This window comes from Bordetella genomosp. 1 (assembly GCF_002261335.1).
In the GTDB taxonomy this organism is placed as follows: Bacteria; Pseudomonadota; Gammaproteobacteria; order Burkholderiales; family Burkholderiaceae_B; genus Bordetella.
Window position 1 is genome coordinate 1,707,103 of sequence record NZ_NEVL01000003.1, and the last position, 25,170, is coordinate 1,732,272.

At 70.0% G+C, this 25,170-nt stretch carries 25 protein-coding genes and 2 tRNA genes; 15 read left to right on the plus strand and 12 right to left on the minus strand.

What is annotated here, in order from left to right; translation table 11 throughout:
• Nucleotides 1-236: 236 nt before the first annotated feature.
• Both CEG14_RS16095 and CEG14_RS16100 read right to left on the minus strand, forming a co-directional pair.
• Complete coding sequence (locus tag CEG14_RS16095) at nucleotides 237-1,145, minus strand: LysR family transcriptional regulator (RefSeq protein ID WP_094827312.1); 909 nt, start codon at nucleotides 1,143-1,145, stop codon at nucleotides 237-239.
• 137 nt (nucleotides 1,146-1,282) lie between these two features.
• On the minus strand, nucleotides 1,283-2,308 hold the full coding sequence (locus CEG14_RS16100; RefSeq protein WP_094827313.1) for a CobW family GTP-binding protein: 1,026 nt from the start codon (nucleotides 2,306-2,308) through the stop codon (nucleotides 1,283-1,285).
• A gap of 173 nt (nucleotides 2,309-2,481) precedes the next feature.
• Between CEG14_RS16100 and CEG14_RS16105 the strand changes: the two genes are divergently transcribed.
• Nucleotides 2,482-2,850 carry a cupin domain-containing protein gene (locus CEG14_RS16105; RefSeq protein ID WP_094827314.1) on the plus strand — a complete coding sequence of 123 codons (369 nt, stop codon included), beginning with the start codon at nucleotides 2,482-2,484 and terminating at the stop codon, nucleotides 2,848-2,850.
• A gap of 115 nt (nucleotides 2,851-2,965) precedes the next feature.
• On the opposite strand, the gene CEG14_RS16110 is transcribed toward CEG14_RS16105, so the two are convergent.
• A tRNA-Asn gene (locus tag CEG14_RS16110) sits at nucleotides 2,966-3,041 on the minus strand.
• Nucleotides 3,042-3,265: 224 nt separating this feature from the next.
• Between CEG14_RS16110 and CEG14_RS16115 the strand changes: the two genes are divergently transcribed.
• Nucleotides 3,266-3,341 (plus strand) — tRNA-Thr (locus CEG14_RS16115).
• A gap of 155 nt (nucleotides 3,342-3,496) precedes the next feature.
• Here CEG14_RS16115 and maiA read toward each other — a convergent pair.
• Genes maiA through CEG14_RS16130 form a run of 3 tightly spaced genes read right to left on the minus strand, consistent with a single transcriptional unit; the run spans nucleotide 3,497 to nucleotide 5,632 of the window.
• Nucleotides 3,497-4,141 (minus strand): maleylacetoacetate isomerase, encoded by a 645-nt coding sequence (gene maiA, locus CEG14_RS16120; RefSeq protein WP_094827315.1) that lies wholly within the window; start codon nucleotides 4,139-4,141, stop codon nucleotides 3,497-3,499.
• Nucleotides 4,142-4,199: 58 nt separating this feature from the next.
• Entirely contained in the window at nucleotides 4,200-5,177 is a 978-nt protein-coding gene (gene ispH / locus CEG14_RS16125) for a 4-hydroxy-3-methylbut-2-enyl diphosphate reductase (protein WP_094827316.1), read from the minus strand.
• Nucleotides 5,177-5,632, minus strand: a complete 456-nt coding sequence (locus CEG14_RS16130; protein WP_094827317.1) for an FKBP-type peptidyl-prolyl cis-trans isomerase — start codon at nucleotides 5,630-5,632, stop codon at nucleotides 5,177-5,179. Before CEG14_RS16130 ends, ispH begins: the two co-directional genes overlap by 1 nt.
• 72 nt (nucleotides 5,633-5,704) lie before the next feature.
• Between CEG14_RS16130 and radC the strand changes: the two genes are divergently transcribed.
• The 6 genes from radC (at nucleotide 5,705) to CEG14_RS16160 (ending at nucleotide 12,007) form a co-directional block, all read left to right on the plus strand.
• The gene (gene radC / locus CEG14_RS16135) at nucleotides 5,705-6,382 is read left to right on the plus strand and encodes a RadC family protein (RefSeq protein WP_094827318.1); all 678 of its coding nucleotides are present in this window, start codon (nucleotides 5,705-5,707) and stop codon (nucleotides 6,380-6,382) included.
• 92 nt (nucleotides 6,383-6,474) lie between these two features.
• Nucleotides 6,475-7,104, plus strand: a complete 630-nt coding sequence (kynB, locus tag CEG14_RS16140) for an arylformamidase (protein ID WP_094827319.1) — start codon at nucleotides 6,475-6,477, stop codon at nucleotides 7,102-7,104.
• 169 nt (nucleotides 7,105-7,273) lie between these two features.
• The gene (gene kynA / locus CEG14_RS16145; RefSeq protein ID WP_373454197.1) at nucleotides 7,274-8,164 is read left to right on the plus strand and encodes a tryptophan 2,3-dioxygenase; all 891 of its coding nucleotides are present in this window, start codon (nucleotides 7,274-7,276) and stop codon (nucleotides 8,162-8,164) included.
• A gap of 244 nt (nucleotides 8,165-8,408) precedes the next feature.
• Nucleotides 8,409-8,675, plus strand: a complete 267-nt coding sequence (locus CEG14_RS16150) for a type B 50S ribosomal protein L31 (protein WP_094827320.1) — start codon at nucleotides 8,409-8,411, stop codon at nucleotides 8,673-8,675.
• Between the two features lie 177 nt (nucleotides 8,676-8,852).
• The gene (locus CEG14_RS16155) at nucleotides 8,853-10,592 is read left to right on the plus strand and encodes an ArnT family glycosyltransferase (protein WP_094827321.1); all 1,740 of its coding nucleotides are present in this window, start codon (nucleotides 8,853-8,855) and stop codon (nucleotides 10,590-10,592) included.
• Nucleotides 10,589-12,007, plus strand: a complete 1,419-nt coding sequence (locus CEG14_RS16160; RefSeq protein ID WP_094827322.1) for an MATE family efflux transporter — start codon at nucleotides 10,589-10,591, stop codon at nucleotides 12,005-12,007. The genes CEG14_RS16155 and CEG14_RS16160 overlap by 4 nt, the downstream gene beginning before the upstream one ends.
• A 96-nt stretch (nucleotides 12,008-12,103) precedes the next feature.
• Here the strand turns inward: CEG14_RS16160 and CEG14_RS16165 are convergent, their stop codons facing one another.
• From CEG14_RS16165 to radA, 3 genes are all read right to left on the minus strand, one after another.
• Complete coding sequence (locus CEG14_RS16165; protein ID WP_094827323.1) at nucleotides 12,104-12,322, minus strand: hypothetical protein; 219 nt, start codon at nucleotides 12,320-12,322, stop codon at nucleotides 12,104-12,106.
• A 204-nt stretch (nucleotides 12,323-12,526) separates the two neighbouring features.
• Nucleotides 12,527-13,297: a sulfite exporter TauE/SafE family protein gene (locus CEG14_RS16170; RefSeq protein ID WP_094827324.1), complete on the minus strand. Its 771-nt coding sequence runs from the start codon at nucleotides 13,295-13,297 to the stop codon at nucleotides 12,527-12,529.
• Between the two features lie 67 nt (nucleotides 13,298-13,364).
• Entirely contained in the window at nucleotides 13,365-14,729 is a 1,365-nt protein-coding gene (gene radA, locus CEG14_RS16175) for a DNA repair protein RadA (RefSeq protein ID WP_094827325.1), read from the minus strand.
• Nucleotides 14,730-14,901: 172 nt separating this feature from the next.
• On the opposite strand from radA, the gene CEG14_RS16180 reads away from it, so the two are divergent.
• Genes CEG14_RS16180 through hpaI form a run of 4 tightly spaced genes read left to right on the plus strand, consistent with a single transcriptional unit; the run spans nucleotide 14,902 to nucleotide 19,284 of the window.
• Entirely contained in the window at nucleotides 14,902-16,632 is a 1,731-nt protein-coding gene (locus CEG14_RS16180) for a vWA domain-containing protein (protein WP_094827326.1), read from the plus strand.
• Between the two features lie 16 nt (nucleotides 16,633-16,648).
• Nucleotides 16,649-17,311 carry an RNA polymerase sigma factor gene (locus tag CEG14_RS16185; RefSeq protein WP_256985747.1) on the plus strand — a complete coding sequence of 221 codons (663 nt, stop codon included), beginning with the start codon at nucleotides 16,649-16,651 and terminating at the stop codon, nucleotides 17,309-17,311.
• Entirely contained in the window at nucleotides 17,308-18,477 is a 1,170-nt protein-coding gene (locus CEG14_RS16190; RefSeq protein ID WP_143277229.1) for a hypothetical protein, read from the plus strand. The genes CEG14_RS16185 and CEG14_RS16190 overlap by 4 nt, the downstream gene beginning before the upstream one ends.
• Before the next feature lie 6 nt (nucleotides 18,478-18,483).
• Nucleotides 18,484-19,284: a 4-hydroxy-2-oxoheptanedioate aldolase gene (hpaI, locus tag CEG14_RS16195; RefSeq protein WP_094827328.1), complete on the plus strand. Its 801-nt coding sequence runs from the start codon at nucleotides 18,484-18,486 to the stop codon at nucleotides 19,282-19,284.
• Between the two features lie 292 nt (nucleotides 19,285-19,576).
• On the opposite strand, the gene CEG14_RS16200 is transcribed toward hpaI, so the two are convergent.
• Complete coding sequence (locus tag CEG14_RS16200) at nucleotides 19,577-20,293, minus strand: SDR family oxidoreductase (RefSeq protein WP_094827329.1); 717 nt, start codon at nucleotides 20,291-20,293, stop codon at nucleotides 19,577-19,579.
• A 201-nt stretch (nucleotides 20,294-20,494) separates the two neighbouring features.
• Nucleotides 20,495-21,619 carry an alanine racemase gene (gene alr, locus CEG14_RS16205; RefSeq protein ID WP_094827330.1) on the minus strand — a complete coding sequence of 375 codons (1,125 nt, stop codon included), beginning with the start codon at nucleotides 21,617-21,619 and terminating at the stop codon, nucleotides 20,495-20,497.
• 126 nt (nucleotides 21,620-21,745) lie between these two features.
• Here alr and hpnC point away from each other — a divergent pair, with 126 nt between their 5' ends.
• From hpnC to hpnE, 3 genes are read left to right on the plus strand one after another with little or no spacing between them, the layout of a single operon-like run.
• Complete coding sequence (gene hpnC, locus CEG14_RS16210) at nucleotides 21,746-22,573, plus strand: squalene synthase HpnC (RefSeq protein ID WP_094827331.1); 828 nt, start codon at nucleotides 21,746-21,748, stop codon at nucleotides 22,571-22,573.
• 1 nt (nucleotide 22,574) lies between these two features.
• On the plus strand, nucleotides 22,575-23,453 hold the full coding sequence (gene hpnD, locus CEG14_RS16215; RefSeq protein WP_094827332.1) for a presqualene diphosphate synthase HpnD: 879 nt from the start codon (nucleotides 22,575-22,577) through the stop codon (nucleotides 23,451-23,453).
• Nucleotides 23,450-24,766, plus strand: a complete 1,317-nt coding sequence (gene hpnE, locus CEG14_RS16220) for a hydroxysqualene dehydroxylase HpnE (protein ID WP_094827333.1) — start codon at nucleotides 23,450-23,452, stop codon at nucleotides 24,764-24,766. Before hpnD ends, hpnE begins: the two co-directional genes overlap by 4 nt.
• Before the next feature lies 1 nt (nucleotide 24,767).
• Here the strand turns inward: hpnE and crcB are convergent, their stop codons facing one another.
• Nucleotides 24,768-25,145, minus strand: a complete 378-nt coding sequence (crcB, locus tag CEG14_RS16225) for a fluoride efflux transporter CrcB (protein WP_094827334.1) — start codon at nucleotides 25,143-25,145, stop codon at nucleotides 24,768-24,770.
• Nucleotides 25,146-25,170 lie beyond the last annotated feature (25 nt).

Sequence of the window (25,170 nt, forward strand, 5' to 3'; positions counted from 1 at the left end):
GATCCAGGCCGGGTGCCGCAGACGATCCCTAGACGTCAATCCGCGCAACATGCACCGCGGACGCCAATGGCTGCTGAACGAACTGTCGACCGCCGCTGCTTGGGCAGGCGGCTCGACGCGTCAGCCTATGAGAGGAATTATACCGCCTGCGGCCGGCAGCCGGCCAGCGCGGCGGCCAGCGCGGCGGCCAGCGCGCCGGGCCCCGGCCCGCGGCCGGCAGCGTGGCCCGGCGCCGCTCAGCGCCGCAGGTCCCGATCCCAGGGCGCCGAGCCCAGCCGCTCGACCAGGAAATCCAGCATGGTGCGCAGAATCAGCGGCATCTGGCGGCGCGAGGCGTAGACCCCGTGGATGCCCAGCACCTGCGGCTCGGAGTCCGGCAGGATGGCGCGCAGGCGCCCCGCCGCCACCTCGGGCGCGGCCAGGTAGGTGGGCAACAGCGCGATGCCGGCACCGCCCAGCGCGGCACGCATCAGCACCACGGCCTCGTTGGCGGTGATGTTGCCGCTCACCGGCACGTCCACGGTTTCGCCGTCACGCACGAAGCGCCACAGACTGCGGCCAAAGTAGGAATGCGTGAGGCAGTTGTGCAGCGACAGGTCTTCGGCGCGCGCCGGCAGGCCCGCTCTCTCGATATAGGACGGCGCGGCACACACCAGGGAGCGGCAATCGGCGAGATGGCGCGCGATCAGGTTGGGATCGACGTCGTTGGTGATGCGCACGGCCAGGTCCACGCGCTCTTCCACCAGATTGACCGCGCGATCGACCAGCATCAGGTCCACCGAGGCGCCGGGGTAGCGCGTGACGAAGTCGCTCACCACGCCGACCAGCTGGCTGGTGCCGAACGACATGGGCGCCGTCACGCGCAACAGGCCGCGGGGCGCGGCCTCCGGCGTGGCGACCGCGTCGCGCATGTCGCCCACCAGATCCAGCATGCGGCGACAGCGCGGCAGGGTTTCGGCCCCGGCCGGGGTAAGACTGAGACGCCGCGTCGTGCGGTGCAGCAGCCGTATCCCCACCCACTCCTCGAGCTCGGCGAGATAGCGCGACACCATGGCGCGGGACATGTCCAGATGGGTGGCGGCCGCCGACAGACTGCCGCGGTCGGCCACTTCCACAAAGACCTGCATGGCTTTCAGACGATCCATGATTGTCTCGTTTGACGCATCAGATTGACATTGTTTATACCGTATTTTGATCGGATGGAGCCCACCCCGAGCCGCCGGGCGCGCAAAAAAATCGCTCCCGGGTGGAGCGATGCGCAGGTGGCCGGGCAGGCAGGCGCTTAGCGGGGTGGCTGGTGCAGCGCGCGTCGCACCAGCGTCTGGACCGTGTCGGCGGACAGGCCGCGCAGGATGAAGACCAGCCGCGAATCGCGGCCGTCGCCCGGCCATTGCGGCAGGGTCTCGAGCGGATAGAGCTGCCGGTGCACCCCGTGCACCGCGCAGGGCAGCGCGTCGCCGGTGAAGCAGATCATGCCCTTGATGCGCAGCAGCCCCTTGTCGTAGCGCGCCTGCACGTCGTGCATGCCCGCGAGAAACTGGCCGCGCGTAAGCGGCGCCGCCAGCGTCATGGAGAAGTGCTCGACCTGCGCGTGACCGCCGAGCCGGCCGGGCATGCCCGCCGGACTGCGGTAGGCCGAGAGCCAGCCGTCGAGACTGTGCGCGGAACTGCGTTCGCGCACCAGCGCCGCCTCGCCCAGCATCGCATCGAGCGGCAGATCCGGCCGCACCACGGTACAGGGCACGCCGGGATTGATGCGCATGACCTCGGCGCGCGCGCTTTCGAGCCGCGCCGGGTTGACGAGGTCGGCCTTGCTGAACGCCACGACGTCGGCGAGCGCCAGCTGCTGCGTGGCTTCCGGTTGCGTGCGCAAATGATTGTGCAGGTGCTGCGCATCGGCCACGGCGATCGCGCCGCGATAGACGTAGCGCTCGGCCAGGAACGGGTCGGTGCGCAGCGTGAAGAGGATGGGCGCGGGGCTGGCCAGGCCGGTGGTCTCGATGAGCACGCGCTTGAATGGGCGGATGCGCCGCTGCAGCGCCAGCATGAAGAGCGATTTGAGCGTGTCGACCAGGCCGCCGCTGACGGTGCAGCAGATGCACCCGCCCTCCAGCAGCACGATGCGATCGTCGACGACGCGCACCAATTGGTGATCGATGCCGATGTCGCCAAGCTCGTTGACGATGACCGCGGCGTCCGCGTACGCGGGATCGCGCACCAGGCGATTCAACAGCGTGGTTTTGCCGCTACCCAGAAATCCGGTCAGGACGGTCAGGCCGATCCGACGCTCTTGCAACGCCCCACTCATCACGCTTTACGACACGCCACGCGCGCCCCTCCTACTGGCGATACCGCCTTGTTTTGCGGGATCTTAGTACAAGCCAGGACAGGCGGCTATGCGCCCCGCAACAACGCCCGGGGCCGACCTGTTACGCTGGGAGCAGACCGTTGCGCGCACACCACCCCACCAGGAGCCCGCCCATGTCATTGCATCACGCCCGCCCCGGCGAACCCATCGACATCCGTCCGTTGGGGCCGAGCCTGCGCGACACGCCGTCCAAGGCGTTGGTGCGTTCCGATCAGATCGAGGTGTTGCGGCTCACGATGATGGCCGGCGAAACGCGGCCGCCGCACGAGATCGCGGCAAGCGCGATCACGCTGCAGTGTCTGGAGGGCGTGGTGGAAGTCACGGCCTATGGCGTGACGCAGTCGCTCGGCGAAGGCACGCTGATGTTTCTGGCGGCGGGCGTGCCGCACAGCCTGCGCGCGATCACCGATACCTCGGTGCTGGTCACGCTGTTTCTGAATCGCGCCCCGCTGCCCGAGGCCACGCTCGCGCCGGGCGCCTGAGACACTCGGCGCACCACACACGGGGTGCCCCGCAAATCACGCACGGCAAGACGCAAACGCGGCGCGCAGAAAGCCAAAAGGGCCATTCACTTGCGTGAATGGCCCCGTAATTCTTTGGCTCCCCGAGCTGGGCTCGAACCAGCGACCTGCGGATTAACAGTCCGTCGCTCTACCGACTGAGCTATCGGGGAACTGCTAAGAAACGAGATTATGAAGGAATTTTTCGAAGTGTGCAAGCGAAGGGCCGCGCGAAAATTTTTTGCGGCGCAGCTTCACAGCCCTCGAAAACTTCTGATATGATCTCGGTCTTTCCTGATTTGCATACGCAGCAAGACATGTCTTGCCTCCAGATCATCGGAGTGGGCAACAAACCCGGCGCGGCGAATCGAGAAAACAAAACAAAGCACAGGTTTTAGCCGGCATAGCTCAGTTGGTAGAGCAGCGCATTCGTAATGCGAAGGTCGGGGGTTCGACTCCTCTTGCCGGCACCAGGTTGTACACAAAGGGCCACCCAATCGGGTGGCCCTTTGCTTTGTGCCGCCCGCCACCTCGCGCGCCGCACGAGCCCGACATCGTTGAAGCAAAACGCCGCCCCGACGGGCGGCGTGCGGACGTCATTCAAGCCGGACGGCGCGGGCCTGCCGCCCTACTCCGCGTCGGGCTGGTTCTGCGGCTGGGCGTCGATGAAGGCCTTCACGGCGTTGCAGGCCGCGTCGATGCGCACGATCGTGGGATAGGCGCTCAGGTCGCAATCGAAACGGCGCGCGTTGTAGACCTGCGGCACCAGGCACAGGTCGGCCAGCGTGGGCGTGTCGCCATGGCAGAACCTGCCGGTGGCCTCGGAGGCGGCCAGCATGCGCTCCACCGCCTCGAGCCCCACGGCCACCCAGTGGCGATACCAGCCGTTCTTCGCGTCTTCGGAAACCTTGAGCTCGTGCTTCAGGTACTTCAGCACGCGCAGGTTGTTGAGCGGGTGGGTGTCGCAGGCGATGGCCTGCGCGATGCCACGCACGCGGGCACGGCCGAGCGGATCCGACGGCAGCAGCGGCACCTCGGGACGGGTCTCGTCGAGGTATTCGATGATCGCCATCGACTGGCCCAGCGCGGCGCCCTCGTCGACCAGCGTGGGCACCAGGGCGGCCGGGTTGAGCGCGCGGTAGGTCTCGCTCAGTTGCTGCCCGCCGTCCTTGACCAGATGCACCGGCACGGACTCGTAGGCGAGGCCCTTCAGGTTGAGCGCGATGCGCACCCGGTAGGCGGCCGAACTGCGGAAATAGCCGTACAACTGCATGGATCCTGTCTCCTGTTGGTGTTATCGGCCGCGCCTGCCGGCGCGGCGCGTGTCGCGATCAATCCAGCGTTTCGATCTGCGCGCTCTTGCGCGACAGGCCCTTGGGCAGCGGAAACGCCACGTTTTCCTCGAGGCCCGGCATGGTGCGCACGGACACCGCGCCCAGCTCGCGCACGCGCTCGATCACCTGCTGCACCAGCACCTCGGGCGCCGACGCGCCGGCGGTGATGCCGATACGCTGCTTGCCCTGCAGCCACGCCGGGTCGATCGCGGCCGCGCCGTCCACGAGGTGCGCGGGCACGCCGATGCGCTCGGCCACTTCGCGCAGGCGATTCGAATTGGAGCTGTTGGGGCTGCCCACCACGAGCACCAGGTCCGATTGCGGCGCCAGCACCTTGACCGCGTCCTGGCGATTCTGGGTGGCATAGCAGATGTCGCTCTTCTTGGGCTCGACGATGGAGGGGAAGCGCGCCTTGAGCGCGGCCGAGACCGTGGCGGCGTCGTCGACCGACAGCGTGGTCTGGGTGACGTAGGCGAGATTGTCGGGATTGTCGACCTCGAGCGCGGCCACGTCTTCCGCCGTCTCGACCAGGTACATGCCGCCCTGCGCCTGGCCCAGCGTGCCCTCGACCTCGGGGTGGCCCTTGTGGCCGATCATCACGATCTCGCGGCCGGCGGCGCGCATGCGCGCCACTTCGACGTGCACCTTGGTGACCAGCGGGCAGGTGGCATCGAACACGCGCAGGCCGCGCGCGTCGGCCTCGGCCCGCACCGCCTTGGAGACGCCGTGCGCCGAGAACACCACGATGGCGCCGGCCGGGGCCTGCTCGAGCTCGTCGATGAAGATGGCGCCCTTGGCGCGCAGGTCTTCGACCACGTAGCGGTTGTGCACGATCTCGTGGCGCACATAGATGGGCGCGCCGTGGAGCTCGAGCGCGCGCTCGACGATCTCGATGGCGCGGTCGACGCCGGCACAGAAGCCGCGCGGCTGGGCCAGCAGGACTTCGGCCTGATCGCCGGTGACGTGCTCGGACATTACAGGACCCCCAGGATGGACACGTCGACGCGCAGGCGCGTGCCGGCCATCGGATGGTTGAAATCGAACAGCGCCCAGTCGTCGTTGAGCTCCTTGAGCACGCCCGAGTAGCGGCCGCCGTTGGGGGCGGCGAACTCGACCAGGTCGCCCGGGGCGAAGGTGGCGTCGGCGCCGGCGTGTTCGGCCAGCATCTTGCGCGTGACCTTCTGGATCAGATCGGGATTGCGGTCGCCGTAGGCGTCGGCGGGCTCGAGCGTGTAGCTGAACTGCTCGCCTTCGCCGTGGCCGACCAGCGGCGCCTCCATGCCGGGCGCCCACTGGCCGCCGCCCATCTGCAGGGTGGCGGGGCGGCCGTCGAAGGTGTCGGTGAACACCGAGCCCTCGGCCGGGCCCGAGGCCAGGACGATGCGGTAGTGCAGGGTGAGGTAGGAATCCGGCTGGATGGAAACAGTCATTTTGCGTGGCGCGGCGCCAGGGCTCTGGCACCGTAGAAGGACGTCGATAAACCTGATTTTAGAGCCTAGACGATGAACCTGCCCGCCCGCATCCCCGAAACCGAACGTCCGCGCGAGCGGCTGGCCTCCCAGGGGGCCTGCGCCCTGCACGATTCCGAGCTGCTCGCGCTCATCCTGCGCACCGGCGTCCCGGGCGCCAATGCCCTGGAACTGGCGCGCGCGCTGATGCTGCGCTATGGCGGCCTGCGCGGCGCCCTGGCCGCGCCCCTGCCCGAGCTGCGCCAGGTCCATGGCATGGGCACGGCCAAGGCGTGCAGCCTGGCGGCGGTGCTGGAGCTGGCGCGCCGCGCCCACATCGAGCCGCTGCGCTCGCGCGACCTGATGTCGCACCCCGACGCGGTGCGCAGCTACTGCATCGCGGCGCTGGGCCACCTGGAGATCGAGCTGTGCATGGCGCTGTTCCTCGACCAGCGCCTGCACCTGATCGAATGCTGCGAGCTGGCGCGCGGCACGCTGAACCAGGCGGCGATCTACCCGCGCGAGGTGGTGCGGGAGGCGTTGCGGCACCATGCCGCCGCGCTGATCCTGGCGCACAACCACCCCTCGGGGGCGGCGCAGCCCAGCGCCGCAGACCTGGCCCTGACGCGCCAGCTCAAGCAGGCGCTGGCGCTGGTCGACGTGCGTTTGGTGGACCATCTCATCGTGGCGCGCGACCAGGCGGTGTCGCTGGCCGAGCGCGGCCAGCTCTGAGGGCGCGCCCGGCCGCCAGCGGAGCCACTTCCCTCTCGTCGGCGGGGCCGAATTTCTATAGACTAGGCGGCAGGATAAAAATTGCTTTAACCATGAAACGTTTGTGGGACATTTCGCCGCCGGTTTCGGCCCGCTCTCCGGTCTTCCCCGGAGACACGCCGTATACCCAGCAATGGAAATGGTCGCTGACCCCTGACTGTCCGGTCAACGTCAGCGAGATCCGCATGTCGCCGCACGTCGGCGCGCATGCCGACGCCCCGCTGCACTATCAAAACGAGGCCGCCGCGATCGGCGCCGTCTCGCTCGAGCCGTTCCTGGGCCCGTGCCGCGTGATCCACGCGATCGACTGCGGTCCGCTGATCCTGCCCGAACACCTCGAACCCTGGTCGGCCGGCCTGCCGCCGCGCGTGCTCGTGCGCACCGCCAAGCACGCCAGCCTCGACTGGTGGACCGACGACTTCTCCGCCTACGCGCCGCAAACCATCGAATGGCTGCACGAGCGCGGGGTGACGCTGATCGGCCTCGACACGCCGAGCATCGACCCCGCGTCCAGCAAGACCCTGGACAGCCATCACGTCATCCTGCGGCGCGACATCCGCGTGCTCGAGAATCTGCTGCTCGATGACGTGCCCGCGGGCGATTACGAGTTGATCGCCCTGCCGCTCAAGCTGGTCCAGGCCGACGCCAGCCCGGTGCGCGCCGTCTTGCGCGCACTCGACTGATTCGAGTGCCCGCCGCCCCTTGCACGGGGCGGCACCGACCGTCCGCCGCGCCCACCGGCGCCGGACACGGGATCCGACATGAACCTCCTGCCTCGACCCGCCTGCCACGCGCCGTTGCGCTGGCGCTTTGCGCCCACCCTGCCCGCCCCTTGTGCCGCCGAGGTGCGCCATGACTGACAAGACCACGCCGCCCACGCCCGCCTCGGGCTGCCCCATGCACGGCAACCGCCCCGAAGACATCGTGCACACCGAACGCGCGCAGCTGGATTTCTCGCGCGACATGACCTACGGTGACTATCTCGACCTCGACCGCATCCTGGGCGCGCAGCACCCGATGTCGCCCGAGCACAACGAGATGCTCTTCATCGTGCAGCACCAGACCAGCGAGCTCTGGATGAAGCTGATGTTGCACGAGCTGCGAGCCGCGATCGCCAGCATCAGCCAGGACCGCCTGCCGCCCGCCTTCAAGATGCTGGCGCGCGTGAGCAAGATCATGGAGCAGTTGGTGCACGCCTGGGACGTGCTCGCCACCATGACGCCGCCCGAGTACTCGGCACTGCGCCCGTACCTCGCCAAATCGAGCGGCTTCCAGAGCTATCAGTATCGCCAGATCGAGTTTCTGCTGGGCAACAAGAACGCCGCCATGCTGCGTCCGCACGCCCACCGGGCCGACCTGCTGGCGCAGGTGCAGGCGGCCTACGAGGCGCCGTCGCTGTATGACGAGTCGCTGCGCCTGCTGGCGCGCAACGGCATCGCGGTGCCGGCCGACCATCTCGAGCGCGACTGGACCCAGCCCTACGCGGCCAGCGACGCGGTCGAACAGGCCTGGCTCACGGTCTACCGCGACACCGATCGCTATTGGGACCTGTACCAGCTGGGCGAAAAGCTCACCGACCTCGAGGACGCCTTCCGCCTGTGGCGTTTCCGCCACGTGACGACGGTCGAGCGGGTGATCGGATTCAAGCGCGGCACCGGCGGCACCTCGGGCGTGGATTACCTGCGCAAGATGCTCGACGTGGTGCTGTTCCCGGAGATCTGGCGCCTGCGCACCGAGCTGTAGCGCGGCGCGGCCCGGGGCAGCCCCGGGCCCGCCGGGCCGCCCCCGCCGCCCCGCCGTTGCCGTGCCGCCAAACGTCCCCGGTTTTGTGGGGCTGCCGGGGGTGGCGCGCAGGGCACGCGTGTGGCCAAACATGCCGCAAAGCGCCCGCACATGCTAGAATTGATGGTTACTTTCTGGATACGTGGTTGAGCGCGCGTTTTTGCCGCGCTTCGCTGGCGACCCGACCAACCCCCAAGGATTCGAAATGAAAGACGGCATTCACCCCGACTACCGCGAAGTGGTCTTCCTCGATCTGCAGACCGGCAACAAGTTCGTCACGCGCTCGACCATCCAGACGCGCGAGTCCATCGACATCGATGGCAAGACCTACCCGCTGTTCAAGTGCGACGTGACCTCCGAATCGCACCCGTTCTACACCGGCGCCCAGACCCGTATCGTCGAAACCGGCCGCGTGGAAAAGTTCCGCGCCCGCTTCGCCCGCACGGCTGGCACCGTCAAGTCGGCTTCGTAATCCACGAGCCGCTGCGCCCCGCCCCATTGCGAGCAGGCCTTTCGGCCCGGCCCTTTCGGGGCGCGCAGGAAAAAAGCAGCCTCCGGGCTGCTTTTTTTTCCCCAACGGCCGGCAACGGCCGCCCCTCCCTGCAAATTTTGACTGCCGATCGGCACGCCGGTCGGTTAAATTAGGTCAGTGTCCCCACTTACGCGCTCCACTCCTGCCAGACTGACTGCCCTGGCTACCGCCAAGCTGCCCCGGCTGGTACTGATCAGTCTGTCGCTCGCCTATATCGTGGCGGGCCTGTTCATGCGCGACCCCTGGAAGACCGACGACGCGGTCGGGCTGGCCACGATGGTCACCGCGCTGCGCGAGGGCGGCCTGACCTGGCTGCTGCCGCAGGTGGGCCACCTGGCCCATGCCGAGGAGGGGCCGCTGATCACCTGGGTCGGCGCGATCTCGATGTGGCTGTTCGGGCCCTGGCTCGGCGACATCACCGCCGGCCGCCTGCCCAATCTGCTGTGGTTCGGCATGACCGTGTTCTCGGTCTGGTACGGCACCTATCTGCTGGGCCGCCGCAACGAGGCGCAGCCGCTGGCGCTGCCCTTCGGCGGCGAACCCTCGGTGCGCGACTACGGCCGGATGCTGGCCGATGCCGCGCTGCTGCTGCTGCTCGCCACCGTCGGCATCCTGCAGCGCGTGCACGAGACCTCCGTGGTGCCGGCCATCCTGGCCTGGCAGGCGCTCACCTTCTACGCCATGGCGCGCACGCTGGACCGGCCCTTCCTCGGCGCGACCACGCTGGGCGTGGCCGTGGCCGGCGCGTTTCTCACGCGCGGCTGGATCGGCGCCGCGCCCATCATGATCGCCGCGGTGCTGGCCTTCTATCCGCGCAGCGTGCTGTGGAAGCAGGTGCGCTGGCTGCCCTGGGCCGCGCTGCTCGCGGCGGTGCTGATTCTGGCCTGGTGGCTGCCCGCGTCGGGCGCGCAAAGCACGGGCTACTGGGTGCGCAACTGGGAAACCTGGAACCTGCGTTCGTTCGACTGGCCCGAGCTCGGCACGACCGGCCGCGCGCTGCGCGACCTGCCGTGGTATCTGTGGCCGACCTGGCCGCTCGCCCTGGTGGCGATCTGGCGCTGGCGCGCCTGGCTGTTTGCCCCGCACATCTGGCTGCCGCTGATGCTGCTGCTGCCGTCGGCGGCGATCCTGCTGATCCTGGAAGAGCCGAACGACGCCGAATACATTCTGCTGGTGGTGCCGAGCGCGGCGCTCGCCGCGTTCTCGCTGCCGACGCTGCGGCGCGGCGTGGTGAACACGCTGGACTGGTTCGCCGTGATGTGTTTTTCGCTCACCGTGGCCACGGCCTGGCTGGGCTGGGTGGCGCTGCACTTCGGCTGGCCGGCACAGATCTCGCGCAACATCGCGCGCCAGACCACCGGCTACGAGGCGCAGATTTCGTGGCTGGCGTTCTTCCTGGCCCTGGTCGTGACCGGCGCGTGGATCGCCCTGGTCGCATGGCGGCTGCGCGTCAAGCCGCTCGCGCTCTGGCGCGGCACGGTGCTGTCGGCCGGCGGCCTGACCGCCACCTGGATCCTGCTGGTGCTGCTGTGGCAGCCCGCGGTCGACTACGCGCGCTCCTACCGCACCGTGTCGGCCGAGCTCGCCGCCGCGCTGCGCGCCAATCTGCAGCCCGGCGAATGCGTGCGCGGGTTGAGCCTGGGCAGCGGCCAGCGCGCCTCGTTCCTGATCTTCGAGAATCTCAGCTTCACCTACGACTCGCGCTGCACGCTGGTGCTGCAACAGACCAACAACAGCAGCCTGCGCGATGGCACTGCCGCCTATAGCGGCGAGGGTGCCACCGAGCTGTGGCGCGGCGGTCGCCGCGCCGATCGTCACGAAGTCTTCCGCCTGCTGCGCGTCAACGCCCCGCGATGAACGCCACGATTGCGCCTCCCATCGGCTTCGGCGCGATGATGCTGGGCATCGTGCGTCAGGCCTGGCCCGTGCTGGTGAGCCAGTGGGCCGGCATCGCGTTCGGCGTGCTCGACACGGCCATGACCGGCCACGCGCGGCCGCAGGACCTGGCCGCCATGTCGCTGTCGGCCTCGATCTACATCACCGTGTTCGTGGGCCTGATGGGCGTGATCCACGCCCTCATCCCGATCCTGGCCCAGCACTTCGGCGCGGGCCGCATCGACGAGGTGGGCCGCACCTGGGGCCAGGGCGTGTGGCTGGCGCTCGGCCTGTCGGTGGCGGGCGGCATCCTGATGCTGTTCCCCGACATGTGGCTGGCGTTTTCCGGCGACGTGGAGCCCGAGGTGCGCGACCGCATCACCTGGTATCTGCGCGCCCTGATCCTGGCCCTGCCCTCCGCGCTGATCTTCCGCACCATCTATTGCCTGGGCACCGCGGTGTCGCGGCCCAAGGTGGTGATGTCGATCAACCTCGGCGCCATCGGCCTGAAGGCGCTGTTCAACTGGCTGCTGATCTACGGCAAGTTCGGCCTGCCGGCGCTGGGCGCCGCGGGCGCGGGCCTGGCGACGGCGCTGGTGTCGTGGATCAGCCTGGCGGCCGGCATGTGGTTCGTGAGCCGCAATCCCTACTTCCGCCAGTTCAACCTGCGCATCACGCGGCCCGACTGGAAGGCGCTGCGCGAGCTGCTGCGCCTGGGCCTGCCGATGGGGGGTTCGTATCTGGTCGAGGTGTCGGCGTTCACGTTCATGGCGCTGCTGGTGGCGCGTGAAGGCACCTTCGTGTCGGGCGGGCACCAGATCATGTCGAACCTCGCCGCGCTGTGCTACATGATGCCGATGGCGCTGGGCGTGGCGACCGCCGCGATGGTGGCGCAGTCGATCGGCGCGGGCCGCCTCGAGCATGCGCATCGCTGCGGCCTCGCGGGCCTGGCGCTGGGTATACTGGGCGCCCTGCTGACGTCGGCGATCCTGCTGGTGGGCCGTCCGGCCATCCTCGCGCTCTACACCGACGATGCCGCGGTGGCGGCGGTGGCGGCGTCGCTGCTCGCCATGATTCCGCTGTTCCACATCTGCGACTCCATGCAGTGCATCAACTCCTATCTGCTGCGGGCGTACAAGGTCGCGGTCATGCCGCTGATCCTGCAGACGGTGGCCCTCGCCGGCGTCGGGCTGGCGGGCGGCTGGTGGCTGGGCTTCGGCCCGGGCCGCGGCACGCTCGATGCCGTGCGCGCGTTCATCATTCCCGGTTCGCCCGAGGGCGCGGGCACGATGTGGATGATGGCCATGGTCGGCCTGGGCCTGTCGGCCCTGCTGCTGCATGCCTGGTACTGGCGCATCGTGCGGCAGACGCGCCTGCGCGGCGCGGTCGCCGCCTGAGGCCTGCGCGCTCGCGCACGTCTCAAGACACGAAGCCCCGGCCGCACGCGCAACAGGCGCGCCCGGCCGGGGCTTCGGCATTTCAGGAACGCGCGCTTACTTGGCCTGGGTGCCTTCGGCGGTCTTGCCCGACTTGGCGTGCGCGTGGTGCGTGCCGGTCTTCTTGGCGTGATGCTTGGTGGCGTGGGTCTTGCTCTGCGCAGACGTGCCTTGCGCGGCATCGGCCGAGGCAGCGAACGCCGACGGCGCCGCGGCCAGGCCCAGGCACAGCGCCGAGGTCGACAGGAAAGCTGCAATGCGGGACTGAGTCGTCATCTGGTGTACTCCTTGCGGGCATGCGCCCGGTAGTCGGGCCAGCCGCGAACACGTCTGCACCCATACTGCGTTGGAGCGGTATCAAGGCGCCCGGGTTCTGCCCGGCAGGAGTTTTTTTCGCAAGTAACGACTCGTCATGCCGGCGACATCCGACTGACAGACTGCGTTCAACGGCCGTTCAGCAAGACCGGCGCGGCGCCGCGCTCAGCCCTCGAACACCAGCAGCGCCACCGTCGCCATCAGCATGGCGGCGAAATACAGGCGCAGGCGGCGTTCGGGCAGGCGATACGCCAGGCGCACGCCGACCGGCACGAAGAACAGGCTGCCGATGGCCAGGGGCAGGCCCACGCGCCAGTCGGCCTGGCCGGCCCAGGAATAGGTGATGAGCGCGATGGTGGAGCCCGGGATCACCATCGTGAGCGCGAGCGCCTGCGCAGTGGTCTGCGGCAGGCGGAAGACGCTCGTCATGAGGGGCACGGCCAGCACCGCGCCGCCCACGCCGAAAAAGCCCCCCAGCGTGCCGCACACCATGCCGAGCACGCTGGCGCGGCGCGGCGTGAAGGCCGGCGCGGCCGGCGCGGACTGCGGCGGCGCGGCCTTGCGGGCGCGCAGCGTCTGCCGCAGATAGTGCAGCGCGATGAAGAACAGGAACACGGCGAAGCTCAGCCGCAGCGTGCTCGAAGGAATGCCGAGCGCGAGGCGCGCGCCGATCCACGTGAACACCATGGCGCCCGCGGCGCCGGCGGCCGCGATGCGCATGTCGATGCGCGCCTGCTGGTGATACTTGCGCACCGCCATCATGATGGTGGGCAGCACCATGATGAGCGCGGTGCCCTGCGCCAGCTGCTGCGACATGCCCAACGTGAGCACCAGCGCCGGGATCGCGATCAGTCCGCCGCCGATGCCCAGCACGCCTCCCATGAATCCGATCATGGCGCCGCTCACCAGGCTCGCGGCCATCACCAACGCACTCAACTGCCACTCCTAGACGCATGCAAAGCGGGCCGGCCGGCCCGCTTGGAAAAAAGAAAGAAAGCGCCGCTCAGCGCAGCTTTTCGAGGGCGTCCTCGAGGCGGTCCACGGCCCAGATCTCGAGGCCCTCGATCGGCTGGCGCGGCGCGTTGGCCTTGGGAATCAGCGCCACGCTGAAACCCAGCTTGGCTGCCTCGCGCAGGCGCTCCTGGCCGCGCGGCGCGGGCCGGATCTCGCCGGCCAGGCCGATTTCGCCGAACGCGATCAGGCCCTTGGGCAGGGCCCGGTCGCGCAGCGACGACATGATGGCGAGCAGCACCGGCAGGTCGGCCGCGGGCTCGGTGATGCGCACCCCGCCCACCGCATTGACGAAGACGTCCTGGTCGAAGGTGGACACGCCCGCATGGCGATGCAGCACCGCCAGCAGCATGGCGAGCCGGTTGCTCTCCAGGCCCACGGTGAGGCGTTTGGGATTGGGCGAATGGGAGGCGTCGACCAGCGCCTGGATCTCGACCAGCAACGGCCGCGTGCCTTCCTGCGTGGCCATCACGCAGGAGCCCGCGACCTGGTTCTGGTGTTGCGACAGGAAGAGCGCCGAGGGGTTGGCCACGCCGCGCAGGCCGCGGTCGGTCATGGCGAACACGCCGAGTTCGTTGACCGCGCCGAAGCGGTTTTTGAAGGCGCGCACCAGCCGGAACGACGAGTGCGTGTCGCCTTCGAAATAGAGCACGGTGTCGACGATGTGTTCGAGCACGCGCGGGCCGGCCAGCGCGCCGTCTTTCGTGACGTGGCCGATCATGACCACCGCGATGCCGGTCTGCTTGGCCAGCCGCGTGAGCTGGGCCGCGCACTCGCGCACCTGCGACACCGAGCCGGGCGCGGCGGTGAGCTCGCCGCTGTAGAGCGTCTGGATCGAGTCGATCACGGCCACGGCCGGCTTCTGCTCGGACACGGCGGCCTGGATCGCCTCCAGCCGGATCTCGGCCAGCAGATTGACCTGGCCGGTCTGCAGGCCCAGCCGGCGCGCGCGCAGCGCCACCTGCTCGGCCGATTCTTCGCCGGTGACGTACAGCACCGAGGTGGTGGCCGACAGCGAGGCCAGCGCCTGCAACAGCAACGTGGACTTGCCGATGCCGGGGTCGCCGCCGATCAGCACCACCGCGCCGGCCACCAGGCCGCCGCCCAGCACCCGGTCGAACTCTTCCAGGCCGGTGGGCTGGCGCGGCGTTTCGCGCGCCTCGATCTCGGCCAGGCTGCGCACCGGGCTCGAGCTGGCCAGCGGCGCATAGCGATGCGTCGCGGCCGCCTGGCTGGCGGGCGTTTCGACGGTTTCTTCGAGGGTGTTCCAGGCCGCGCAGTGCGGGCATTTGCCCTGCCACTTCGGGCTGGTGCCGCCGCATTCGGAGCAGACGTAGACGGTTCGGGTTTTGGCCATGGCGAGAGTTTACCGGGAACGCCCCGCGCGCCGGCGCCGCGCCGTGCTCTGCGCTGCACGCGAGGTCGCGCCCGGCGCGGAAACAATTGATTGCACTAAAGATGACGGGCTTTTAACCCCGTTTCCGCCCGCGTGGCGTTTCACCGCATACACCCTCCGAAAAGGACTTGCCATGAACGCTACGACCCGCCGCGCCGCCCCCCGCTTCGCGCCGCGCCTGATCTGCACCCTGACCGCCGTGGCGTTGCTGGCGGCGTGCTCGCCCCCGCGCGATTCGGCGCCGCAGCAGGCGCTGGTGGAGCCCGCCGCCCCGCAGGGCGCGGTGCAGCCGCCCTCGCTCCCGCCGCCGCCCAATCCCGTCCTGACGCCGGCGCCGCTGGCCTATGAGGCGCAGGCCGACGCGGCGCGCACGACCAAGCGCATGATCATGCCGAGCCCGGCCAGCCAGCCCATGGCCGAACCGAACCGCGAGCGCTACAGCAAGTACGCCGAGAATCCGGTCAAGCGCACGGCGCAGGAGCCGCTCGCCACCTTCGGCGTGGACGTGGACACGGGCTCGTACACCAACGTGCGCCGCATGCTGTCGATGGGCAAGCTGCCGCCGGCCGACGCCGTGCGCGCCGAGGAATTCATCAACTACTTCAATTACGGCTACACGCCGCCCGCGGCGCGCGACACGCCGTTCTCCATCACCACCGAGCTCGCGCCCGCGCCGTGGAATCCCAAGCGCCAGTTGCTGCTGGTCGGGATCCAGGGCTGGAAGCCGGACGTGTCGGCCATGCCGCCCGCGAACCTGGTGCTGCTGGTCGACACCTCGGGCTCGATGGCCTCGGCCGACAAGCTGCCGCTGGTGAAGGCCGGCATGCGCCAGCTGGTGGCGCAACTGCGGCCGCAGGATCGCGTGGCCATCGTGACCTACGCCGGCTCGGCCGGCGTGGCGCTCAAATCGACCGCGGGCGACAAGAAGGCCGAGATCCTGGCCGCCATCGACCAGCTGCGCGCGGCCGGCTCGACCAACGGCGACGCCGGCCTGGAGATGGCCTACAACGAAGCCGCACGCAGCCTGATCCCCAACGGCGTCAACCGCATCCTGCTGGCCAGCGACGGCGACTTCAACGTCGACACTACCGACATCGACAAGCTGAAGGAACGCATCGCGACGCAGCGCAAGCGCGGCATCGGCCTGACGACGCTGGGCGTGGGTAGCGGCAACTACAACGAGGCCCTGGCGCAGCAGCTGGCCAACGCCGGCAACGGCAGCTATCACTACCTCGACAATCTGCAGGAGGCGCGCCGCGTGCTGGTGCACCAGATGGGCGCCACGCTCTACACGATCGCCAAGGATGCGAAGGTGCAGGTCGAGTTCAATCCCGCGCTGGTGTCGGAGTACCGCTTGATCGGCTATGAGAAGCGCGCGCTGGCCAACGAGGATTTCAACAACGACCAGGTGGACTCGGGCGAGATCGGCGCGGGCGCCAGCGTGACGGCGCTGTTCGAGATCACGCCCACCGGGTCGGGCGCCGAACGCGTCGACCCGCTGCGCTACGGCCAGCCGGCCGCGGGCACGGCGCCGGCCAAGACGGACGAGCTGGCGCTGGTCAAGGTGCGCTACCAGGCGCCCGAGGGCGGCGCGAGCAAGCTGGTCGAGCGCCCGGTGCCGGCGCGCGCCAGCGAGGCGAGCTCCGACCGCATGGCCCAGGCCGCGGCCGCCGGCGCGTTCGCCCAATGGCTGCGCGGCGGCAAGTATCTGGATGGCTACCAGCCGGCCGACATGTCGGCGCTGATCCGCAAGCACCAGCCGGGCAGCGAGATGACGGCACTGGCCGAGCTGATCGACACGGCCGCCAGCCTCGGCACGCCCGCCCAGGCGCAGGCCAGCGTGCCCACCACCAACCCGCAGTGAGCCGGATCGCCCCGACATGAGCCTGCTCGGCATCACGGCGCCCCTGGTCACTCCCGCCGCGCGGCCGCGCGCGGCGGGATGCGCGACGGGCGCAGGGGCGATACACTGCGGCGCCATGGACTATGCACGCGCGGACGACGAAGCGTTGATGAAGGCCTACGGCACCGACGGCGACATGGCGGCCTTCGACGCCCTGTACGCGCGCCATCGCAACGGTCTGTACCGCTATCTGGCACGCAGCGCGGGCAGCCGCGAACAGGCCGACGACCTGTTCCAGGAAACCTGGAGCCGGGTCGTGGATGCCCGGGCCCGCTACCGGCCCAGCGAGCATGCGCGATTTTCCACCTGGCTTTTGCAGATCGCGCATAATCTATTGATCGACAGTTATCGCCGCCACGCCCGCACGGGCACGACGGTGAGCGACGACGACACGCTGCACCAACTCAGGGCATCCGAGCACGAGCAGCCCGACCAGCAGTTGTCGCAGTTTCAATTGCGCCGCCGCCTGCAGCTCGCCATCGAGGCGTTGCCGCCCGATCAACGTCTTACCCTGCTATTGAAACTGGAGCATGATTCGAGTGTGGACGAGATCGCCGTCATCACCGGCGCGCCGCGCGAAACCGTCAGGTCGCGGCTGCGTTACGCCACACGGCGAATCCGCGAGGAGCTAGGCGCATGAGCCCCCATATGTCGCCCGACGACGACACCGAAGACCGCGACCTGCGTGGCCTGTACCGCCACCTGCCGGCGGTCGAGCCGTCGAGCCAGCTCGATGCCGCCATCCGCGGCCGGGCCGCCAGCGCGGCGGCCTCCGACCGGCGCGCGCGCCGCCCGCATGGCACCTGGCATCCCGGCTGGGGCGTGGCCGCCTCGGTCGTGGCCGTATGCGCGCTGCTGTTCCTGACCGATTACAGCAATCTCGACAATCCGCCGACGCTCGACAGCGAGTCCGACGAGACCGCCGCGGTCGACGAAGAGGCGCCGCAACCCGATTTCGACCCGCGGCTGGCCGCCCCGCCGCCGCTGGGCACCTATCCGGCCGCACCGGCGCCGGCCCTGCCCCCGTCGCTGGCCGCCGTGCCGGCCCCGGCCCCGGCGCAGAGCGCGCCGCCCGCGGCCGAGCCTGCGCCCGCCGAACGCGATCGGCCCGCCGCCCGCATGGCGCCCAAGCGTGCCGCCGCCCCGGCCGCCGACAGCAGCGCGTCGCAGGCGCAGACGGCCGAGGCTGATTCGGCGGTCGTTCCCGACCGGCAGCGCCGGGCCGAGGTGATGCAGGCCGTGCCGGCCGCCGCGCCGCCGCCCCCGCCCGCCGCCGCGCAGAAACCGCTCGACGCCGCCGCGCAGGGCGCCCTCGCCGGCCAGGCCGGCGCCAGCGCATCGGTGGGCGTCGACGCGAGTGCGAAGCAGGCCGCCAGCAACGCGCTGTCGGGTCCGGCGGAGCGTCGCATCCAGGCGGAAGCCTCCGACCCGGCGGCGCCACCGGCCCCCGGCCAGGCGCCGGACCAGGCCGCGGCGCCGGCGCAATCCGCCGCGCCGCAGCCCGAGCCGGCGCCCGTGGAGCGGGCCGCCGCCGAGGGCGCGCTGCCGCAGGCCGGCGCGTTCCCGCACCACTCCGTGCGCCCGCCCGCCGGCCCCGACGCCACCTCGCGCATCGAGTACATCCGCGCGCTGCTGCGCAATGGCCAGCGTGAGGCCGCGCTGGCCGAGCTGCATTCGCTCTACGACGACGATCCGCAGATGGAGCTGCCGCCCGACCTGGCCGCCTGGCTGCCGGCGGCGCAGGCCGTTCCCGCGGCGCCGTCGCCGCTCAAACCCGCCAACCCGGCCCCCGCGGCCGCGCCCTGACCCGACATGGATCTGCTCACCAATCGCTTCAAGCGCGCGCTGGCCGCCGGCCAGCCGCAGATCGGCCTGTGGGCCGGCCTGGCCCATCCCTATACCGCCGAGATCTGCGCCGGGGCGGGCTTCGACTGGCTGGTGATCGACGGCGAGCACTCGCCCAACACGCTGCAGACGATGCTGGCGCAATTGCAGGCGGTCGCGCCCTATCCGGTGATGCCGGTGGTGCGGCCGGGCAGCAACGACGTGGTCGAACTCAAGCGCATCCTGGACATCGGCGCGCAGACCGTGCTGATCCCGATGGTGCAGTCGGCCGAGGAAGCCGCGCGCGCGGTCGCGGCGGTGCGCTATCCGCCGCAGGGCATTCGCGGCGTGGGCAGCGCGCTGGCCCGCGCGGCCCGCTGGAACCGCGTGCCCGATTATCTTGCGCGCGCCAACGACGAGCTCTGCGTGCTGGTGCAGATCGAGACGCCGCAGGGCCTGGAGGCGCTGGAATCGATCGCCGCGGTCGAAGGCGTGGACGGCATCTTCATCGGTCCGGCCGACCTGTCGGCGAGCATGGGTTATCTCACCGAGCCCGACCACCCCGACATGCTCGCCACGCTGGATCGCACGATCCAGCGCATCGTGGCCACCGGCCGCGCGGCCGGCATCCTGCACGGCGACCCGGCCCGCGCCCGACACTTCCTGGACCAGGGCGCCACCTTCGTCGCCGTGGGCGCCGACGCCTCCCTGCTCGCCCGCGCGAGCGAACAACTGGTGCAGCGCTTCAAGGGCGACACCCCCGCGGTGAAACGCAGCGGCCCTTATTGAAAGAGCGGTTGCCAGCCCACACGCGGCGCGCCGCACGCATGCAGCCCCCGCCCAAACAAAGGTGTCAGACTGCATTTTCAAACAAAGGTGTCAGACTACATTTTTGACGATTCCGCGCCGTGGGAAAAATGCAGTCTGACACCTTTGTTTTGATGGGTGCCGCCCGAAAAAAAATGCAGTCTGACACCTTTGTTTTGTGCCGCTCGGAAAATGTAGTCTGACACCTTTGTTTGGGTGGAAAGAAGAAAGGCCACCGTGAAGGTGGCCTTTGCTTTTTTGGGAGGGTGTGGTGTCAGCGGCCGCCGAGGCTGCCGCCGCCGTCGACACCGATGACCTGGCCGGTGATGTAGCCGGCGTCGTCGGAGAGGAGGAAGGCGATGGCGGCGGCGACGTCGGCGGGGGTGCCGAGGCGCTTCATCGGGATCGAGCCCAGCGCGCGCTTCTCGGCGTCGCTGCCGGCCGGATGGTTGACGCGGAACAGTTCGGTCTCGATGGGGCCGGGCGCCACGGCGTTGGCCGTGATGCCGTACTCGGCGAGCTCCAGCGCCCAGGTGCGGGTGCAGCCGACCAGCGCGCTCTTGGCGGCCGAATAGGCGGTGCGATGCAGCGAACCCTGCACCGCACGGCTGCAGACGTTGACGATGCGGCCGGTGCGGCGCGCCTTCATCGATTCGATGAAGGCCTGGGTCACCTGCACCGCCACCCGCACGTTCAGGTCGAGCACGGTATAGAGCGTGGCCAGGTCGATCTCGCCCAGCGGCTGCGGCGACACCACGCCCACGTTGTTGACCACCGCGTCGACGGGGAATTTCTCGCGGATCTCGCGCAGCACTTCTTCCGTGCGGCCCGCGTCGGACAGGTCACAAGCGTAGAGGTAGCCGGGAAAGTCCACATCGGTGGTGTTGCGAGCGATCCCGACCACGTGACAGCCCAGATCGGTCAGCCGCTGCGACAGCGCCCAGCCGATGCCCTTGGTCGCGCCCGTCACGAGCACACATTTATCCTTCATGGATCGAAACCTCGCTAATTGATTGCCACGGCCGCCCGCGCGGCCGCATCGCCTGCCGGCGCCCGGCGCCGGACCGGGAGGGTCGCGCCGCCGCCGGCGGATTCGCGTAGTAGACACCATCCACCCGGCGGTGTCTTGTAACTTGCGTAGCCAATCGCTGCCACTGCGGTGTCCATGCCTGGGACACCCCGGCAAGCGCCCTCAGACGACCTGACGGCGCACCCGGGGCGCGACGGCGCACAGCAGCTCGTAGCCGATCGTGCCCGCGTGGGTGGCGACGGCGTCGACGCTGGGGCCGCCCTCGCCCCACAGCACCACCGGCGCGCCCGGCGCCGCGCCCGGCACCGGATCGAGGTCGACCATCAGCATGTCCATCGACACGCGGCCGACCAGGCGGGTGGCGACGCCGCCCACCGTGACCGGCGTGCCCGTGCCGGCGTGGCGCGGATAGCCGTCCGCGTAGCCGCAGGCGACCACGCCGATGCGCATCGGCGCCGTGGCGGTGAAGGTGGCGCCATAGCCCACCGCGTCGCCGGCCGCGATGTCCTGGACGGCGAGCAGCTCGGAACGCAGGGTCATGGCGGGCCGCAGGCCGAAGCTGGCGGCGTCGGCGTCGGCGAAGGGCGATGCGCCGTAGAGGCAGATGCCGGGGCGCACCCAGTGCGTGGTGTCGGCCGTGCCGACCGCGATCTCCGCGTAGCGCAGCGTGGCGGCCGAGTTGCACACGCTGACCGGGCCCGCGAGGCCCTGCGTGACCGCGTCGAACACCGCGAGCTGGCCGGACACGCCCTGCGGGCCGTCGGCGCAGGCGAAGTGCGTCATCTTGCCGATGCTGCCGAGCGCGCCGCGCTCCTGCAGCTGCTGGGCGCGGGCGTAGGCCGGGCCGAACGAATCGGCGGTGAAGCCGAGCCGGTTCATCCCGGAATTGAGCTTGAGCATGATGTCGACGCGCCGCGACAGTCGGGCATGCGCGAGCATGTCGAGCTGCTCGCGCGTGTGCACGGTGGTGGTCAGGTGATAGCGGTCGACGATGTCGAGGTCGTCGGACTCGAAAAAGCCCTCGAGCAGCAGAATCGGCCCGCCCCAACCGGCCTCGCGGCAGCGCACCGCCTCGTTGAGGTCGAGCATGGCGAGGCCCTGCGCGTCGGAAAATCCGGCCACCGCCTGCTCGATGCCGTGCCCGTAGGCATTGGCCTTGATGACGGCCCAGATCGACGGCGCCACCCCGCCCGAACCGGCGGCCGTCTGGTCGAGATGCCGACGCACGACGGACAGGTTGTGCCGCAGCGCGGCGGGGTCGATCGAAGCAGAAATGGGACGCGGCATGAGGATTTTCCTTCAGGCCGACTAGTCTAACTGATCGCTGACATCCCGACACCCGCCGCCCGCGCGGCATTCACTAAAATGGGGCATGGCGCGGGATCGGCCCGCGCCTCGCCGAACCACAGGTATATGGCCGTCGACCACTACGAGAACTTTCCCGTGGCCTCGCTGCTGCTGCCGCGCCATCTGCGCCAGGCCGTGCGCGACATCTACCGCTACGCCCGCAGCGCCGATGACATCGCCGACGAGGGCAACGCGAGCCCGGACGAACGCCTGCGCGCGCTCCACGCCTATCGCGCCGAGCTGCACCGCATCGGCGCCGAGCCCGCGATCCGCGCGCCCGGCGAGCCGGCGCTGGCGCCGGTGTTCGATCCGCTGGCGCGCACCCTCGTGCGCCACCAGTTGCCGATCACGCCCTTCTTCGACCTGCTCTCCGCCTTCGAGCAGGACGTGACCACCACGCGCTACCCCGACTACCCGACCCTGCTCGACTACTGCAGCCGCTCGGCCAACCCGGTCGGCCGGCTCATGCTGCACCTCTACGGCGCGGCCGACGACACGAATGTGCGCGACGCCGACGCCATCTGCACCGGCCTGCAGCTGGTCAACTTCTGGCAGGACGTGCGGGTCGACTGGCGCAAGGCGCGCGTCTACATCCCCCAGGACGACCTGGCCCGCTTCGGCGTGAGCGAGGAAGACCTCGCGGCCTGCCGCCTCACGCCGGCCTGGCGCGCGCTGATGGCCTTCCAGGTCGAGCGCACGCGCGCACTGCTAAACTCTGGCGCTGCGTTGCCGCGCCGGCTGCCGGGGCGCATCGGGCTCGAACTGCGCCTGGTGGTCCAGGGCGGCCTGCGCATCCTGCAGCGCATCGAACACGCCAATTACGACGTCTTCATGAATCGCCCCGAACTGGGCGCCAAAGATTGGGCCCTCATGCTGTGGCGCTCCCTGACCTGATATGACCCCTGACGAATACTGCCAGGACAAGGCCGCCAAGAGCGGCTCCAGTTTCTACTACGCGTTCCTGTTCCTGCCGGTGCCGCGCCGGCGCGCGATCACGGCGCTCTATGCGTTCTGCCGCGAAGTCGACGACGTGGTCGACGAGGCGACCGACGCCTCCCTGGCCCGCGTCAAGCTGGCCTGGTGGCGCACGCAGGTCGACGCGATGTTCGACGGCAAGCCCGAGCATCCGGTGACGCGCGCGCTGGCGCCGCACCTGAACGACTACAACATCACGCGCGAACGCCTGCAGGCCGTCATCACCGGCATGGAGATGGATCTCGACCAGACCCGCTATCTCGACTGGGCCGGCCTGCGCAAATACTGTTGGCACGTGGCCGGGGTCGTCGGCGAGATGTCGGCCGGCATCTTCGGCTACACCGACGAGCGCACCATCGACTACGCCGCCAAGCTGGGCCTCGCGTTCCAGATGACCAACATCGTGCGCGACGTCGGCGACGACGCGCGCCGCGGCCGGATCTACCTGCCGGTCAACGAGCTGCAGCAGTTCGAGGTCAAGGCCAGCGACATCCTCAACGGCGTCTACTCCGACCGCTTCAACGCCCTGATGGCGTTCCAGGCCGCGCGCACGCGCGAGCTCTACCGCGAGGCGATGGAGGCGCTGCCCGAGGCCGACATCCGGGCCCAGCGTCCCGGCCTGATGATGGCGGCCATCTATCACGCGCTGCTCGACGAGATCGAGCGCGACAACTGGCAGGTGCTGCATCAGCGCATCTCGCTCACGCCGCTGCGCAAGCTCTGGCTGGCCTGGAAGACCTGGGTGAGTGGCGGACGGGGCCTGGTGCGCCGCCTGAGCCAGCGCGGTCCGCAACGATGAAGGTCGCCGTCATCGGCGCTGGCTGGGCCGGCCTCGCGGCGTGCGCCACGCTGCGCGCCGCCGATGCCAACGTCACCGTCTTCGAAGCCGGCCGCACGCCCGGCGGGCGCGCCCGCCGCGTGGTGCATCCCGAGTTCGCCGCCGACCTCGACAACGGCCAGCACATCCTGCTGGGCGCCTATCGCGAGACGCTCGCCCTGATGCGCCGGCTGGGCCGCAATCCCGACGCGCTGCTGATGCGCCGCCCGCTGCGGCTGGCGAGCCTCGACGGGCGCTTCCGCCTGTCGGCCCCGCCGCTGCCCGCGCCGCTGCATGCCGCGGCCGCGCTGCTGACCGCGCGCGGGCTGTCGTGGCGCGACCGGCTCGCGGCCGTGCGCCTGATGCGCGGTCTCGAACAATGCGGCTGGCAGCCGCCGCGCGACTGGACCGTGACGCAGCTGCTGGCGCAGCACGCGCAACCCGACACGCTGGTGCGCCGCCTCTGGGAGCCGCTCTGCCTGGCCGCGCTCAACACGCCGCTGGCCGTGGCCAGCGCCAGCCTCTACGCCCACGTGCTGCGCGACGCGCTCACCGGCCATCGCCGCAACAGCGACATGCTGCTGCCCTGCGTCGATCTGTCGGCGCTGTGGCCCGACGTGGTGGCCCTGCGCGCCACCATGCGCTACGGCACCACCGTGCGCCAGATGACCCCGAGCGACACCGGCGTCGACATCCACGGCGAGCAGTTCGACTGCGCCGTGCTGGCCGTGCCGCCCGCGGTGGCGGCGCGCCTGCTCGGCCCGGCGCTGCGCGGCGCCGCCTCGCAAGGCCTGCTGCGCGCGCTGCAGGCGTTCCAGTACGAGCCCATCGCCACGCTCAACCTGCGGCTCGCGGCGCCCTGGGCGCTGCCCGAGCCGATGATGCTGCTGCGCGAGGATGCCGCACGCGGCCATCACGGCCAGTGGCTGTTCGACCGCGCCCGCCTCACCGGCCATCACCAGCGCGGCGAGCTCGCCATCGTGGCCAGCGCGGCCCACGCGCTGGTCGATGCCGAACGCGACACGGCCATCGCCGGCCTCACCGAGCAGGTCGCCGAACAGGCCGCGCGCCACCCCGCCCGGCTGGCGCCGATGCCCGCGATCGAGCGGGCCGAGCTGTTCGTGGAGAAGCGCGCCACCTTCGCGGCGGTGCCGGGCCTGGCGCGGCCGCTGAACACCACGCCGTGGCGCACGCTCGCGCTGGCGGGCGACTGGACCGACACCGGCTATCCCGGCGTGCTCGAAGGCGCGGTGCGCAGCGGCCTGGCGGCCGCGCGGGTCTTGCTCGGGCGCTGACTCAGCGCAGCGCGTGCGCCGTGGCCAGCCCGGCCGCGGTGAGCAGCAAGGAGCCGAACAGGCTCAGCCCGGCATAGCCCAGCGCGGTGGCATAGACGCCGCGTTCGACCATGTCGACGGTTTCGGCCGAGAAGGTGGAAAAGGTGGTGAGCCCGCCCAGAAAGCCCGTGACCGCCGCCAGCCGGACCCAGGCGGGCCATTCGGGATGGGCCGCGATCACGCCCAGCGCGAGACCGATCAGATAGCCGCCGCCGAGGTTGGCGGCCAGCGTGCCCCAGGGCCAGCCCGCGGCGTTCAGCCGCAGGCCGAGCAGCCAGCGCAGCCAGGCGCCGAGCGAGGCGCCCAGGCCCACCGCGAGAAAATTGAGCGTGGTCAGCATGGATGAGGATCCGGACGGGATGCGC